General features: G+C 56.0%; 11 protein-coding genes. 2 read left to right on the top strand and 9 right to left on the bottom strand.

The features are described from left to right. Window positions 1-2: 2 nt before the first annotated feature. The 7 genes from H5T67_06835 to H5T67_06805 form a co-directional block, all read right to left on the bottom strand. The gene (locus tag H5T67_06835; protein MBC7245035.1) at window positions 3-731 is read right to left on the bottom strand and encodes a transposase; all 729 of its coding nucleotides are present in this window, start codon (window positions 729-731) and stop codon (window positions 3-5) included. 122 nt (window positions 732-853) lie between these two features. Further along, window positions 854-2,875 (bottom strand): type I-D CRISPR-associated helicase Cas3', encoded by a 2,022-nt coding sequence (cas3, locus tag H5T67_06830; GenBank protein ID MBC7245034.1) that lies wholly within the window; start codon window positions 2,873-2,875, stop codon window positions 854-856. Further along, a complete protein-coding gene (cas5d, locus tag H5T67_06825) occupies window positions 2,863-3,582 on the bottom strand; it encodes a type I-D CRISPR-associated protein Cas5/Csc1 (GenBank protein MBC7245033.1) in 720 nt (239 codons plus the stop codon). The genes cas3 and cas5d overlap by 13 nt, the downstream gene beginning before the upstream one ends. 13 nt (window positions 3,583-3,595) lie before the next feature. After that, a complete protein-coding gene (cas7d, locus tag H5T67_06820) occupies window positions 3,596-4,534 on the bottom strand; it encodes a type I-D CRISPR-associated protein Cas7/Csc2 (GenBank protein MBC7245032.1) in 939 nt (312 codons plus the stop codon). Then, complete coding sequence (locus H5T67_06815) at window positions 4,534-5,184, bottom strand: beta-galactosidase (protein MBC7245031.1); 651 nt, start codon at window positions 5,182-5,184, stop codon at window positions 4,534-4,536. Before H5T67_06815 ends, cas7d begins: the two co-directional genes overlap by 1 nt. A gap of 54 nt (window positions 5,185-5,238) precedes the next feature. Further along, window positions 5,239-7,920, bottom strand: a complete 2,682-nt coding sequence (locus tag H5T67_06810; GenBank protein ID MBC7245030.1) for a hypothetical protein — start codon at window positions 7,918-7,920, stop codon at window positions 5,239-5,241. A 187-nt stretch (window positions 7,921-8,107) separates the two neighbouring features. Next, window positions 8,108-9,115 carry a WYL domain-containing protein gene (locus H5T67_06805; protein MBC7245029.1) on the bottom strand — a complete coding sequence of 336 codons (1,008 nt, stop codon included), beginning with the start codon at window positions 9,113-9,115 and terminating at the stop codon, window positions 8,108-8,110. Between the two features lie 1,160 nt (window positions 9,116-10,275). On the opposite strand from H5T67_06805, the gene H5T67_06800 reads away from it, so the two are divergent. Continuing rightward, entirely contained in the window at window positions 10,276-11,190 is a 915-nt protein-coding gene (locus H5T67_06800) for a lysophospholipase (GenBank protein MBC7245028.1), read from the top strand. 37 nt (window positions 11,191-11,227) lie between these two features. Then, the gene (locus H5T67_06795) at window positions 11,228-14,440 is read left to right on the top strand and encodes a hypothetical protein (protein MBC7245027.1); all 3,213 of its coding nucleotides are present in this window, start codon (window positions 11,228-11,230) and stop codon (window positions 14,438-14,440) included. Window positions 14,441-14,472: 32 nt separating this feature from the next. Here the strand turns inward: H5T67_06795 and H5T67_06790 are convergent, their stop codons facing one another. Together H5T67_06790 and H5T67_06785 are read right to left on the bottom strand one after the other, a co-directional pair. Further along, window positions 14,473-15,459: a uroporphyrinogen decarboxylase gene (locus tag H5T67_06790; GenBank protein ID MBC7245026.1), complete on the bottom strand. Its 987-nt coding sequence runs from the start codon at window positions 15,457-15,459 to the stop codon at window positions 14,473-14,475. Window positions 15,460-15,568: 109 nt separating this feature from the next. Further along, window positions 15,569-16,135, bottom strand: a complete 567-nt coding sequence (locus H5T67_06785; GenBank protein MBC7245025.1) for a flavodoxin family protein — start codon at window positions 16,133-16,135, stop codon at window positions 15,569-15,571. Between the last annotated feature and the right edge of the window lie 266 nt (window positions 16,136-16,401).

Raw genomic sequence — 16,401 nt, 5'->3', positions numbered from 1 at the left:
TTTTACATATATAGATTTGTCGGATTGTTTTGGTCCTGTTCCCATTGGGATGGATTCTCCACGATGTACTGTCGGATGCGCTGCAGGGAGACCTCATGGCGAATAATGTGGTCATAGAACCGTGCCTGCCAGGCGAAATCGTGCCAACCCATGGCCCAGATGCGTTTGGTGCATACCGATTTGAATTGCCCAATGATAGATCCCAGCGAATTGGGTGGCAACCGTGGCACAGACGTGGTTGTCGTCGTTGTCGCCGTAGAGACGCCCCGTTGGGGCGTCTCTACGGAAACCAAATCCCGTTGGGGCGTCTCTACGGAAACCAGATCCCGTTGGGGCGTCTCTACGGAAACCAGATCCCGTTGGGGCGTCTCTACGGAAACCAGATCCCGTTGGGGCGTCTCTACGGAAACCAAATCCCGTTGGGGCGTCTCTACCGTAACGGCGGTAATGCCGATAATGGCGTGCATGTGATTGGGCATGATGACCCAGGCATCCAGGATCACGTTGGGACGGATTTGTTCGGTTTTCCGCCATTCTTCGGCCACGATTTCACCGATGGAGGAAAGGTGCATTTCGCCGTTCACGATGTCCCCCAGGAACGGAATGCGCTCCTTGGTACAGATGGTAACGAAATACAGGCCGGATGAGGTATAATCCCACCCCTTTAGGCGTGCAGACGGGACGCGATATTTGCCCTGGAATAGGGCCGGTGCATGGTCATCGTTGGTCATAGGGCCTCCAGTACACTCTTGTTTCAACAATGTTCTAATCCCGTGCAAGCGATAGGCAGTAAGGTAGTGCATGGATGAGCGTTTGTTCCCAGCATCCTCAAAGTGAATCGTACTCTTTGGGCTCAAGAGCTCGACCGACCCCATCTTGCTAACTTCTGATTGTAGATTTCCAAAAGCATCAATGCTGTCCCATCGAAGGCTATCAAATGCTGGCCACATTCGAAGACTGGTAAGCGCCAATCCAGGTCGGGCCAAGTGGTTTTTGGTACAACCACGAAGACGTGATCACGCAAGGTCATCACGTGCGAAATTGACGTTTTGTGCCCTTCCTGGATGAAGCGCAATTCTCGGAAGTCGCTGGTGCAGAACGGGATTCCACACTGGTCATCAGTGAAGCTCGGGGTGACCCAGACTTTCTTATACCGCCCATATCCCTTCACCGTCAGCATTCCCATTCCACCATCTGGATGTGGGATCTTTTCGTTAAAGCGTAAGCCATCGGCTCGACGTAACAGAGTTGCTATATCTGCTGTATATTTGGCTCTGTCCCAGTTACCCCCACGCCGTTGCAGCTCAGCGAAATCTAATACCCATTCGCTGGGCAACGATGTGCGGAATGTATTGAGGTCACGGTAAACTTGCAACCAACGCTTTTCCTGATCCCCTTGATGCGTCTTCCGTATGTAGGACTTGGCTCTTTTGAAGATTTTTTCGGATGCCCCGATAATAGTCGCATAATTGGCACAGATCTGTTCCATGTGCGCTTCCACGATAGCTACTTGCCCAGGGCTGGCTCGGAAGTCATCACGTACCTTGCTGACGATGTTTTCTGCCAAAGTGAAAGCTGTCAGCAACCCCGAGAATGTCGTGACAAACCATGCCCTGGGTTCGGGGCTAGGATACCAATCATAGACACGTGCCTCCAGGGCGCCACGCTCAACCTGAGGTGGTAGATTTTCAATGCCGGCCAGAACGTTGGCCCTGCAAAGCACATAAGCCGCGCCAGGAGTGTGCCGACCCACTCGGCCAAAACGTTGCATAAAAGAAGCAGCTTCACTTGCCTCAAAGATCAGGTAGTCACACTTAAAGTCAATCCCTACTTCAATGGCTGAGGTGCCAATAGCCAGGAGCTTCCCACTCGTGTCGCGTACCTCTCGTGTCGACAACCCTCGGATAATGGCCAAGGCATCCCGTTCAAAGCCTTCTTCAACTAACCTGTCTTCTAAGCGGATCGCATTCACCACCGAATCAAGCACAATGACGGCCGGAATATAGTCGGTGGCGTTGTTGCTTTGCCTTAGGCTTACGATCTCTTCTCGTAGTTCATTGATGATGGACACCGCCGTCTCCACTACATCAGTCCCCACGAGCTTAGGGATGACTTCAACAGTTTCTACGGCTATGCGCTCACCCACTACGGGATAAGTGCAAGTTGAGGTTTCATCTATGCGGAAGGGGTTAAGAAGTTTCTCCAGATACTCGTCTACCTCTCGTGCAGGGGTGGCGCTGAGCAGCACGACCTTGCGGAATGTCCCCAAGTTGCGGCCGAGGTGCACCATAAATAGGGCATGAGCCAACTCGACACCGGAGTAGAGGTGAAACTCATCAATGATTAAGGCATCATACGCCTGGAGAGCTGCCAAAGGCTCGGCATGGTAACGCAAGGCAAAGATGAGAAACAGGATGTCTGGGTTGGTAAGTATGATCTTGGGCTTGTCTGCCTCTAGCAATTCCCTGAGCGCTTGCCATTTGGCGCTAAAGTGCTTTTTCTTGCGCCAGGCCTCCAACATAGCAGCGTCGATGTGGACAAGGATAATGTCGGCTGCAGCATACTGCGCAGGTGGGGTATCTGGGATTTGAATGCAAACGCTGAGGCCTTCCCGCTTTGCGATTTTGGCAATGTTCCATACCTGGTCGCGGATCAGTTCATTGGTCGGGTAAACGCAGATAGCCCGTTGGCGATGTTTGAGCACGGGCAGGAGTGCACCAATGGTCTTGCCCGTGCCCGTCTTCGTGACCAGCAGAAAAGAGTCATGCTTTTCCCAAGCATCCAACATTACTGCTTGGTGAGGATAGAGAGTGTGTTGAGTCTCTGGATGCTTCACCAGAGACAGAGTTAGCGGTTTGGTCTTTACCCTCGGCATCGGTCCAACACCCTCTTAGGCACATGTACTCGGTGAAAGCCAGCGAAGACGAACCAATCGTCACGAATGGCTGCTGTACGCAGGATCAAGTGGGGTGGGATACGTACTGGATCGTATACCTCAGCGTTCCCACTGATATCCAGCGGGTTCACAGGATGGGTAGGTCGTATTGGCTCGTCCTTGAAAAGTGCCAGCGGGTTATGTATCTCCTCCCAGTGAATGCGCATGGCTGCCCCCTTCTTACCCAGCCGGGTCACGCCCTTAGGCCTGCTTCCATCAAAGGTGAATAGGTAACAACTGAATCCCAGGTTGCTTTTCAGGGCATCACCACCAGCAAACACCGGGTCAATGTAGTGACGCCAGCCCAAGTCGGGACTGTTGATCCCCCGTGGCGCATCATCTGTACGCAGCGACCGAGCGTTAACAGCGTTGTAGGTGATGCGTGTACGACTCCATTGTGTTGCTACAGCTGGGGTCGCGTACAAGGGAATGTGAGCCAAGTTCTCTTCGTACTGGGGCGCCGTCTCGGTGGAGATACCATAAGAGAAATCCCCCAGAGAGTAGGTCAGGGCGTAATTGTGGATGATGGGCCATGCTACCGATAGCTTGCTGATCTCGTACGAGGAAAACCACAGGTAGTCGTGATTGTATAACCGGCAGACAAAGAGCCGGATGCCATGCTCCTGCAAGCGGATGGCTTCAAGCATAGTCGTGGCCTCCTTAGCGAGCCAGTTGCTCGCTGCGATACTTTTCGATATCCTTATAGGCTTCCTCGATAAATGGACGATCTAGCTCAGTGCTGGCGCAGGCTGTGACCAGGGCGTCAACCTCTTCCAGCGTCAGAACCACTACCTTGTCAGGATTACCCGCTAGCGGCACGTACTTTTGCGCGATAATCTCGAGCACTTTGGCTGGAGAGAGGTTTTCCATCTCATCGAACAGTTCAAGGGTCAGCTCAAGTGAGGTGATGACTTCCTCCCAGCCAGCCACCATGCCCCAGATGCTGTTGCGTACGTCTCCACCGATACGGCTTTCCGCCCCATAGCTCTTGCAGGCCAGAAGGGTCTTGATCGTCAGGATCAGCTCCCGTTGGGTTACGCTCTTCAGGGTCACAACTGAGGGGAATAGAGTGGCTGGCAGAACAGCGTGGCGGTCACCGAGTGCCTGTCCAGTGGTGAGGTTGCGATCATTGATAGCGTTGAAGGTGAGTCGGGTGGCAATGTCCTCGAAGGGCATCAGCGAGAAAGCAGTAGAGTATTCAATGCGGTGTTTAATGTTCGCGCGTTCCTCCTGCCCTGGGACGACGCTGGTCCCGCCGAAAAGCCCACAGCGAGGGCACCGCATGCAGAGGTTATCCTTGAGATAGCATTCCTGCTCGGGCAAGCCCACAGCCCTACGTGCTGTGCGCAAGAGATGCTCCAATTCCCGCGACTCAGCTGCTTTTTGCTTTGTGGCCAGAAAAGCCACTCTGCGGACTGGTTCGCTGCTGTTTTTGGCTGAGAGAGGTGTGTGCACAACGTTAAGCTCTCGTGTCTCCTCGGTGCGCAGAACTGTGTAATCAAGGATCTCGCGCATCACGATGAGTTGCACTGTCTCAGCACCGATGAGCGGGCGTGGCCGCTCAACCAGGTATGGTTGTACTTTCGCGAAAGCATCCATTAGAGTTCCTCCTCCTCTTCTTCGACGAGTTCGTAGCCTTTCAGTTTGGCGATTTTTTCAGCAAACTCGGCAATGTCCTTCTTCTTCTGATCCTTGGCTTCCTCAAACAGCCGACGGCTGGGGTAGGGGATTCTCTCAAAATCCTGCCCTATGTTCTCCAGTTTCTCCCCCCACGCCTTTGCCAGTTCCTCAGCAGAGTTGTAGCGCTTCCGCAGGAATTGGACAAATTCTCGACGCACGTCCTCCAGCCATTCCAGCCCTTTGGCCCGGCGGATGAAGTACAGACCGTAGTCAATACGATCCAGGATCTTGTCCTGGGCGGTGGGCGGGACTTCGTGCAGCAGAGTCATTAACTTGCTGACGCCATCCTTTAGAGCCTCCCTGGCTTCCTGACTGATGAACCCTTTGGCCCTCGGGTTGGAGAGGTGGATATTGAGGGCATAGCCAGTTAGGGCTTCGGCGTCCCATTTGCCGGTCTTGGCCTCCTGCAAGAGCTTACCCACTGGCCCCATGAGGCTGTGTTTGCTGCGTGCCGCCCTTACCGGATAGCTGTCTAGGTAGCGCTCGAAGTCGTTCCGGATAGCTTCAATCCGGGGTGCCACACTTTCCAAGTCAAATCGTTCGACCCGCACAAAAATCGGTGTTCTCATGAATAGACCTCCTCTCGTCTAATTGAATCGGTGTCAATATTGGCTGGAATTTCACTAATGCACCATAGGCATCACCTCCCCAAAGGCTTTAAGGTAAGCAATATCTTGGTAGCTAAATTTTCTTTGATCCTTCTCCCTCTGTTGTTCGATCCGTCTCAGAATGTGACCTAGGGTTGGTGCTGTCAGTACCTCGAAAAGGCCAGAGCGCTCAGAGTACTGCCCAGCACTAGCCAGAATGCTAGCCAGCCCAATGGCTCGAAGCCAGCGCTCGGCCTGGTGAATGGGGACCCAGTTGGTACCGATGAGTGCTCTTGCCGCCGCCACCGGGGGCACATAGGCCACGCCTTCCCCACCTTGGAAGTCAATCTCTTCACTGTCTCGGACGATGGCCACTGAAGCATCCAAGGCCAGGCCCAACAAGAGGGCTACAAAGACCCGCCGCAACGCCGCGTTAGTCTCGGAGTCATCACCCAGGACAATGGAATAGGTCATCGGCAGCATAATCATATGTGGTGTTTGGCAAACCAGTTTCATCTGCGGGCGGAGCCCATAAACCTCGGCCCGAATCTGGCGGACCGTGGGATCGTCAACCCGATTAGCAATGACCTCGTCAATAGCCTCTTCCCATGTGGCGAACTCGGTACCCCATTCCAGGTTAGCTCCTTCCAAATCCTCACCGTACGCTTCCTTGATGGCCTTGCTTAGTTCACGCCAGTTCTTGCGGCGGTCTTGCTCTCCTGTGCGATACGAAAGCAGATCGACAAGTTGCTCGGGTGTCAGGCGATAGATGTCACGATCCAGAATGTTGCTGGCGATAATAGGCGTGAATGCTAGCCAAATTCGCTGATCGGGGTCTGTAGTTTCGCCTGTCATGATAGCATAGGCTTTATCGTAGAGGGCTTGAGCCTTGCGAACCAGTAGTTCACCTGCTCCCGGTCCGATGTTCATGCGGGGAAAGATCACGATTAACTCCTTGGCTCTTTCTCCCAAGAGAAGCTGGCGTAGGATGCGCTCGTACTTGCAAGTATCGCAGATCATTACGTAGCCAAAGGGTCCGTGAGAGATGGCGCGGTTGGTGTGGGACTCGGGCTTGTTGATGAAATCTGCCTTCGCTTTGGTGCCCGATTCAAAGGGTGAGTTACAGATAGGACAGAGGAATTGGGCGTTTTTGAGTTCCTTGCCAGCAACGGGCTTGGAGGCAGCATAGAATTCCAATTGATGACGCGCCAGCTCAGCCAGATCTACTTTCTCCACCGGATGCACCAAGTCTTGGACAAAACCTGCCGCCATCTCCCCTGCCAGCGTGGCCCGGGTAGGTGGCTGTTCTATTGCAGCATAGACTTGATTAGCGATGTTCGTAAGGGTATCGATCAACAACTCAGTGCGCTCCTTCGGCTCGAGTTCTTCTACCTTGGTCACTGATAATTCAAATCGCCGGCCTGGAAGCTTCCAAAAAAGATCTACTGTCTTGGCCATATCCTGTGCAGGCATGAGAGTCGAGGTGCTGAGCAGTGCGGCCCATGAACCTGGCCCGAACACCGCTTCGTACTCCTTTCGGGCAATCTCTGCACCTTCATTGCCGACTATCTCCTTTTCCATCATCGCCTTGAAGAACTTGAAGACCATCATTTCCGGATAGGCAGCACTGATCCTTTCCGTTTGCAATGCAAGCTCGGACGGGCTTAGTGCTGTGGCGATCTCATCCCAAAGCGATGAGCCTTTGGCCTGCTTAATCGTTAGTTTGCTAAGTTCATAGCCCTCTTCGGATAAACGTTTGAAGGTCAAGTATGTGGTGACAGTACTTTTTCGCGCATTCTCTTCCTTCTTTGCAAAAGCAACACGCCCGATTTTCTTCGCTGCGTTTTCTAAATATTGCCGTACCTCGCGATAGTCGAATAGCTCGGGCTTGGGCATGATGCTAGCAACGGGGCTGCCGACCATGAATTCTATTACCTCACGCCCTGTAGCTTCTTCGAGGATATTTGACAATTTATACTTGATATTGCTGGCAGAAGGCTCCAGCACGCGTTGTGCAGCCGAGCAAACGTACAAACTGGCATTGCTGAAGTGCAATAGAGGTCGCCAGCCAGCTTCTACGAAGCTTTCCAAAGCAGCCCGATGTAACATCGTCGTGGAGACGCCCCGAATAACCACTTGGTGGTATGCTGGCTCAAGGTGCTTTCGCAGGGGGCTTCGCTCCAGAGCATTCATAGCCTCGAACACCCCTTTGGCCGAGCAGATATTGTCAATATGGTACACGATGTTCGCCAGGGTATACCACCGATTTGTGCCCTGTAATATAGCCTGGACAACATTGGCATCACCCCGCGCACCGCTCATATGCAGGTTCACGCAGTTCTCGATAACCGCTATCACTTGTTCATTGAGCCCCTCAAAGCCAAGTGCTTGGGCAAGATCGGGCACAACCTTTTTGGTCAAGGCAGGGTCAATGTCTGGCACAAAACCTCGCCGCCCCAAAATATATTCTTGCCACTCAGGTCGCTCCTTTCCTACATCATGGGCGACAAGCGACATGATGAGCACCCTTTCTTCTTCCTCGGATAAGTTGAAATGGTTAGGTAACCTGAGGATCGGCAGAATTTGAAGCAAAGCATCTAGTTCTACCAATGCATGTTCAAACAAGCTCTGCTCGAAGTAGCGGCTTTTAGCTGTCAGCTGCTTCCAACCACGATTCAACATCCATTCAATTGCTTTATAGATAACGTTATATTCCATGACTTGCACCCCCATATTTGGATCGGATAGTAGTGATACACGCATGGATTCAGCGTTTATCCAGCCATTTTTGTCACCTCTGGCTTATCTCCTATGCGATCTCCAGCCACAAACTCCCTCACAACAGTGCCTGAATCGCTGTTCACACGTTGAGCCACAGCTCTACTGGCTTGTATCACCGTGTTGGTCAAGCGCCAACTTGGTTCATCTCCGCCGCTCTCTGATGCTCCTCTGCCACGCGCTCCCGCAGCCAGGCCGGCTCCAGAACTTGCACTCGACTGCCGTAGTAGAGCAGCCAGTTGATCATCTCCGGTGTCACGCCGACGTGGAAGGTTACCTGCACGCAGCCGTCGGGCAGCACCTCACATTCCTGGCTTTTGTGCCACGATTCCTCTGCCACCCATCGCCCAGCTTGTGGCTCAAACTGGAGCACCACCCGCTCCGGCTCCCCCGCCGCCCCACGCATCAGTCCCCACGTATCACCCAGATAAGCATCCACGTCAAAATCCCGGGGCACAGTGTAGGTCGTATCCAGTATCTCGGCCTCCTGCACACGGTCCACCTTGAACTGGAGCACCTCCCCACGACAATGGTCGTAGGCAATGAGGTGCCAGGAACGGCCATAAGCCATGATGTGATATGGCTCCACCACTCGTTCGCTCACTTCGCCTGCACGGGAGCCGGTGGCATAAATCATCCTAACCCGTCTCCGTTCGGCCAAGGCTCTGTGCAATAGGGAAAGCATGATCTGACGGTGTGCTTTGATCGCTTGGCGAGGCAGTTTCTCCGTGGCTTCACGCACCAAGCGCCCGAATTCCGGCGGAAAGATGGACTCTAGCCTAGCGATTGCTGCCGCCAGTTCCGCTGAATTGATGCCGGGGATAGCCTGCGCTGCCCGTGCTGCCGCCAGCAGTGCCAAAGCCTCGGGCAAAGAATAGGTTGTAGTTGGCAGATGGGGAAGCCGTTCGAAGTAATAGGTGCCGTTCTCGTGCACCAGAGACAAGCCCAAGCGGTAACGAATGAGTTCTAAATCCTTCTGGATCATCCGCTCGGAGACTTCATGGCGTTCGGCCAGGGCCCGTCGGCTCCAGCGATGCGGTGCTACAGCAATCTGCTGGATGATCTCCAGGACGCGCGCCGTACGACGGATTGTGTTGTCACGTCCTTGACCCGGCAGCCATTGCTCATAGTCCATGCTGCCCCTCCTTTGCTCAATGCTTTCACTACCTCAAGTATAGCATGACCGTGAGAACCAAGCGGTTCCCGCGCTAGGCGCATTTGGTCCAAACGTCGGGAAATAAGAGGTTCCTAGAATCTCGTGTGATCGGGGAGCAAAGCCCAGAGTGCGGGAGTCATATCGGGCGTGCAGGGTCCGCCATTGCTCGCACAACCTGTGCATACATAGCGGGTTGCGCAAAAAGGGAACATGGTTCAAAGCCTTGGCCATGAGCAAGTGCGCACCAATGTTGTATTTAGGCAAGCAACTTCGGCCTCTTGGTTTCACGGCTGTTCTTCGCTTTCAGCAAGCGCTGGGCCAGGTGAATTGGATAGAGGTCCTAAGGCAACTTCCAGATCACCATATCCTATCCGTACTTCCCTAGTTCAGGGGTTAGCTGTCAGCAACCAACATCATTTTACCATGAACCAGTAAAATTGGCAACTATTTACATTACATCTGAGGTTGTTGGAGCATTTTCGGACCCGCTACCAAGCCTTGAATAGGTAGGGCGGCTTTTCTAGCCGCCTTCTTCTGCTCGGCGTGGACAACAGTCCACGCCAAGAGACGGCGACCTGTTGTCCGCCTGGAGCAGGGATGCCGTCAACGAATGGCTGCGCCAAAACGAATGAACGAATCACTACCCATTCGTTTATTCGTTCCCCTATTCGTTGATGGCTGCCACTCAACTGCTCGTGACGGCCTGTGGTCCGCCTGCGGCGGCTCGCGATGACAGAGTGCCCGGACGATGGCGGCATGGGAGCCGCCTCTGCAAAGGCGCAGCAGGCTGGGCTCCCATGCCCAGCATTCCTTGGTCGGGGAGTGAATTCCCCGGCTGAACGTGAGCAAGCCCCTGAAAGGGGCTTGTCATTTTTAGCCAGGGATTTCAATCCCTGGCACCAATAAGCGCTGAAGCGCTCACTACAAACTCACCCAGGGGGAGCCGCCTCTGCAAAGGCGCAGCAGGCTGGGCTCCCATGCCCAGCATTCCTTGGTCGGGGAGTGAATTCCTCGGCTGAACGTGAGCAAGCCCCTGAAAGGGGCTTGTCATTTTTAGCCAGGGATTTCACTCCCTGGCACCAATAAGCGCTGAAGCGCTCACTACGAACTCCACGCCAGGCGATAAAACCTCACGCAACATGCCTCACTCCCCCACTTGCCCTCTGGTTCATTTGACAGTATCATATAACTGCACGACAATCTCACACCAATGGAGGTGCCAAGTGCCAAGCTCTGAACGCACATTCCAGACTTCTGATGGCTTGCAGCTCTTTGCCCGGGATTGGCTTCCAGAGGACACGCCTCGTGCTGTGGTCTGCCTGGTGCATGGCCTGGGAGAACACAGTAGTCGCTACCATCACGTCGCGGCGGCGCTGAACCGTGCTGGCTACGTCTTGCTGGGCTTTGACCTGCGCGGACACGGAAAATCGCAGGGACAGCGCGGGCACGCTCCCTCCTGGGATGCTCTGCTAGATGACATCGGCCAATTCCTACAGGAAGCGAAGCAGCGTTTCCCAGACCATCCGCTCTTCCTGTACGGCCACAGCATGGGCGGCATCCTGGTGCTGAGCTATGCCCTGCGCCGCAAGCCACAACTCTCTGGCACCATCGTCACTTCACCCTTGCTGCGCACAGCCTTCCAGCCGCCCGCATGGAAGCTCTGGCTGGGCAAGACGCTGTACAGCCTGTTGCCCGCCTTCTCTCTGAGCAATGAACTGGACCCACGGGGACTTGCCCACGACCAAAAGGTGGTGGACGCCTATATCCAGGACCCACTCGTGCACAACCGCGTCTCGGCACGCTTGGCTATGGATATGCTCACGGCCGGCGAATGGGCCCTGGAGCACGCAGCGGAATTCCCACTGCCGCTCCTGCTCATGCACGGTGCAGACGACCCTATCTGTTCCGCGCAGGCCAGCCGTGAATTTGCCGCACGTGTCCCGGGCGATTGCACTTTCAGACTGTGGGATGGCCTGTACCACGAGATGCACAACGAACCCGAACAGCAACAGGTCTTTGACATGATGGTGGAGTGGCTGGGAAAGCACGTATAGAAAAACGTAATGTGTAAAAACGGAAGCGGAGGGGAACATGCGTCGCATATGCCTAATTGCAGGTCTGTGCCTGGCCCTGTTATTGACCACTGGCTGCCAACTCATCTTCAGGACGCCCACGCCCACTTCTACCCCCACGGTGCTGGCTAGCCCTACTGCGACGCCTGCTGCCGCTACTGCAACGCCCTATCCATTCGCCACGTACACGCCTTCGCCTTCCCCGTCTCCTACCCCGGAAGCGACCGGTAGCACTGATTTGGGTGTGCCGGCTGGAGATACCTACGACATCCGCGCCACTGCTGTGGATAATGCGCGTGGGCTGCTCTACGTGCTGGCGTCGGGTGGTGATGCCAGCATCGGCCAGGGCGTCTTGACGATGGTGGACCTGAATCGTGCTCAGGTGCGTACCTCTGTGCCAATGCCCGCTGCCTTCATCGAGATTCCGCAGGTAGCGCTGTCCAGCGATGGCACGCGCCTGTACATCGTAGACCGGGGCAGCAACGCAGGCAATAGACTGCTCGTAGTGAGCACGGGCGCTGGCACTGAGCCACTAGGCACCATTCTAGGCAGAGTGGATGATGTGAGTATGATGGCTCTCGATGCAAGTGCAGAGCGGCTGTACGTTGCTGGCGAAGGGGTATTGCGTCGCCTACATGCCCGGACCTTGGCCGAGGAAGCACAGGTCACCCTCCCAGAATCTGGCCCGGGCTTCTCCATTGCCTGGTTGACCGTGAACCACCACGCTGGCCTGCTCTATGCCACCGGGCCGGGCAGTGAAGCCATCGCGGTCTATCATCTGGAGGACCTGCGCCACGAAGCCGGCATCGCCCCTGGTGGGCGCATCGTAACCATCCTCTCTGCCCCGCATCGCGATCAAACCTATGTGCTGACCGAGCCATCCCAGCCTACCATCCCCAAGCGCGTGGTCCTCATACAGGGCACACGCCTGTCCACAAGTTACTGGGAACCTGACCCAGGCTGGGAGATCGGACAAATCGTGCTGGATCGCGATAGCGGCAATCTCCTGCTCCTGGAGGACAGCAAAGCGGAGGAACCTCAATCCAGGATACGTACAGTGGACACAGGGTCCGGGCAAGTGGTGAGAAGCGTGAACACTCCCTATATGAATTGGACCTATGTTGGATACCCCCGCTTAGTTTTCGCTCACCGGGGTGTGCTCTATAGTTGGCGCCAAAGCGGAGTGGCCAGCGAAATGCTGACTGCCATTCGCATGCAAACCGGCGAAGCCGCTGCGCCCATTCATCTGGGCATCCGTCTGGTGAGTGCAGCACTGGATGACACTTCGGGTCGTCTGTTCGTGCTCGATTCCAGCGGCGCTGTGCACGTCTTGGATGCATCCATGCTGAATTTGCTCAGCACATGGTCCAACATTCTGATCCCTGGTTTCGACGCCATGCTCCGCGCCCCCATGGCTGTGGCCAATGGCCGGCTCTATGTGGCGGATTTCGCACAGGATGTCACGCTGGTGCTGGATGCTGCCACCGGCGCGCTCGTGGCATCCATCCCCAAAGCGGGACAGATCGCCGCGGATTTGCCGCGCAACCGCATCTTCATCACCCAGCAAGGCGTTTATGTCGTGGACAGCACCACGTATCAGATAAGTGGAGCGATCCAGGATACGGTGCGCACGGATCCCTTGCTTGTGGTACCTGGGGCCATCGAAGCCCACTACGACCAGGTACATGACTTGTTGTTCGTCATCATGAGCAACAATTCCCCAGGCTCCAGCGCCAGCACCTGGCTGCAGATTTACGATGGAGCGACCCTGCAGAGGATAGAACGCCCCATCAAAGCATACCAGCAATTCGTGCGCGGACTGGCTGTGCATGAGAGACCCGATCGCATCTGGGTGGCAAGCGCTTTTCCGAGCACCGATCTAGCCGCCTACACGAGCAATGGCGACCTGGTGGCACATTTGCAGGGGCTGGGCGGCCCACTGTTCCTCGATGCAGAAAGGGGCTTGCTGTACGTAGTGGATTGGGGTGGGCTGGTCACGGTAGATGCCAGCGCGGCCAACGTGATTGGCTACCAGTCGCTGAACCTTGCCTATGCCCCGTTCGCGCTTTTCAGCGCGGCACGGCACCGTCTGTACACAGCCGCTGCGAATAGCTCTGACGTGCTGACCTTCATTCCCGGGCAACTCTCTGTGCCCGAAATGGAGGAGGTGGATGTGCTGCCTCTCCATCCAGTGCAGCAACTGGCCATCAGCGCCGATGGGACGGTTCTGGCAGTGAGCCAGGCGGATTCCGGCAGCGTGCTTGGCCTGCTGCGGCGGGATGGCAGGGGTTGGCTATTGGTGAAAGGGGCATTACCTACTCCAGGCAAGCCTGCTATCCTGGCGGCGCCAGGTGATAGCAGTATGTTCTTTGCCTTCTCCAGTGAATTCTGGCAACCTTACGGACTGTTCCGTTCGCAAGATGGGGGCCGAAGTTGGCAACCTGCTATGACTGGGCTAACCGACTTGCACGTGCGGGGCATGGCCTTATCCCCCAATTTCCGCCAGGATGGGACTGCGCTGCTCCTCGCCGGCGACAGCGGCATCTTCCACACTCAGGATGCTGGACAGAGCTGGACACGTCTCTCGCCCATTGTGGCCACGCACATCGCCATGGCACTCACCGGCGTCGGGAAGCCTACATTCATTGCCCTGGCCGAGGACAAGCAATATGCCAGGCAAACGCTTCTCTATGCCCCATCGGAGCGAACAGGCAATATCCTGCGCATCGGCGTGCTTCCCATTCCTACCTACCTCATCAAGGGGCTAGCTTTATCGCCACGCTTTGGCCAAGACACAACCGCGTTCATTGCCGCGGAACAGTACGGCTTGCTGCGCTCTACCGATGGCGGACGGAGTTGGAGACAGGTTGGCCCAGCGTTGAACTACACTATCTTGGCCTGTCATTTCCTCTTCCCGCCAGGCACCGCCGAGCAGCAGATGGTTTACGTGCTGGTGGTGCAAGGGCTGTATGGAGGAAGCGAAGCCAGAGTGCTGCTCCGCTCTACCGATAACGGGCAGAACTGGCAAGAGGCCACCAATTTGGATGAGCGCATCTGCATCTTGGCTTTGGCTCCAGATGGGCAGATGTGGGCGGGGGACATTTACGGGCGTGTCGCGCCGTTGGATCCCACCCATCTCATGTGGCAACCTGCACCTGTGCAGACGCCCATAGCCACGCTGCCCCCACCGCCTACTCCCGCACCCACGCCTAGCCTGTTCCCGACGCCATAGGATGAGGAGTGACGAGCAATCAGTGAGGGGCGTCAGATCCCCACGGCCTCGCGTGCGGCGCGGATGTTGCCCACCGGCGTGGTGAGGAGCATGACACAGCCTGTGCCCACGATGAGGCGCTGCCCACCGGTCTCCTCGATGGCAGTGTGGATTTCCGCACGCACCTGCTCTGGCGTGCCGCGCAGCATGGTATCTATGCGGTGCAATCCGCCAATGAGAGCGCGGCGAAAACGCGTCTTGGCCTCGGACAGCGAGGGTGGTGTCTCGCGGTCGTGCCAATTGATAGCCTGCACCGGATAGTCAGCCACTACGTCGAACATGACATGCTCGCCGTGCAGGTGTACGACGTTGAACCACATCCCTTCCGTTGCCCCCAGGATGCGCAGGTCATAGGGACGGCCAAACTCGCGGTATTCCGCCTCGGTGAGCAGATCGTGAGTGGCATGTTGCAACGCGAGGAAGATGCCCGAGACGCCAGTATCGCGCACCTCCTCGATGAAGCGAATGGTGCTCTCGGTGATGGTTTCCAACCCTGCCTTGAGTGCATCGGGGTATTGGCGCATGTGCGCCAGCAGCAGATCGCCTGCCAGGTTCTTGGCCTGGGCCAGGGGATTGAAAATGGTCCAGATGAAGGGCACGTCCCGTCCCAGCCCCTGACCGATGAGTTGCAGGGCACGGTGCATCTCGTGCAGCATGCCCCGAGCGGGATCGAGCAGAGGCAAGCGCGTCCAGTCTTCCGGATGCTGGATCACCCGCCGTCCCCATTCGCGCGTGCCCTCCTCATTGCCCAGCCAGCGCGACTCTGCGCCCCAATCGGCAAGGCAATAGTTGCTGGCGGGCATGCATTTGACGAAATCGAAATCGTACATGCGTTGAAAATCGAGTGTGGCGCGCGCCAGGTTGGCAGCGCGTTGGTCATCGCCAGGCCAATGCCGCCACAGCGCGATCGCCGGCCGATCCACCGGATAGCCAGCCACCGTCGCTTCCAACCGTTCGCGTTTGGTCATCTTATGTTTCATCGTTTTTTCTCCTCGCGAAATCTCTTTTGGGCAAATGCGAGATTCGCCCCTACATGCTGTAATGAATCCCGTTTGGACTATCCCGTAGAGGCAAACCTTGTGTTTGCCCTTATCGGCTTACTGCCTCTTTCCCTGCGCGGTAGGCTGCAGCCAGCACGTCTGGATATTGGCGTACCTCGCCCGGATCGTTCACGCCTGGCGCCAACACGGTGGCAAAAAGCTCCGCCTCGACATAATCCAATGCGTCTGTCATCATGCCCACCACATGGCGGGCCGTTTTCACCTCGCTATCGCCAAAAGGAACAACCAGAACGATGCGCCGCCCCTGGAACATCGCCTTGTCCTCGTCGCGGAAGACCTTGGCATACCAGCGGTCAACGAACGTCTTGAACTGCGCGCTCGGCCCCCACCAGTACACGGGCGTGCCTAGCACCCACACGTCGCTGTCGGACATCTTGCGCAGCAAGCCCTCCATGTCATCCGCGTGGATGCATACGCCGCTATCTTCACAGGCATCACAGCCCTCGCATGGCGCAATGTCCAATGTGCTGAGGATAATCTTTTCCGTTGACGCACCCGCTTCCTCTGCACCACGCAATGCTTCATCCACCAGGGTCTCGGTATTCCCGCCCCGCCTGGGGCTGCCCACAATGCCCAGCACTCGTTTCTGTTTCATCGCAACAAACCCTCCTTTTCTTGGCATGGAGTTACGCACAAGGGCACTCTTTGTATTCACCTGCCAATTGGGTTAATAGTACTGCTAGCGGAGCGATCAGTCAAAAGATGTGACTTTGCCGGCGGACATAGCTGCCAAGTTGCTCCCGCAGAGTGCCTATGCCAAGCTCTATTTCCCCAAGAGCCTGGCTAGTTTCTCCGCCGCGGTGCTGAGATGGTTGTAGAGAGCCTTGTGCCAAAAGAAGAGCAGGCAGCTTTTTGACGCGC

This window comes from Chloroflexota bacterium (genome assembly GCA_014360905.1).
In the GTDB taxonomy this organism is placed as follows: domain Bacteria; phylum Chloroflexota; class Anaerolineae; order UBA2200; family UBA2200; genus JACIWX01.
Note: the sequence above shows the minus strand (reverse complement) of the source record. Positions and strands in the feature narration are given on the sequence as shown.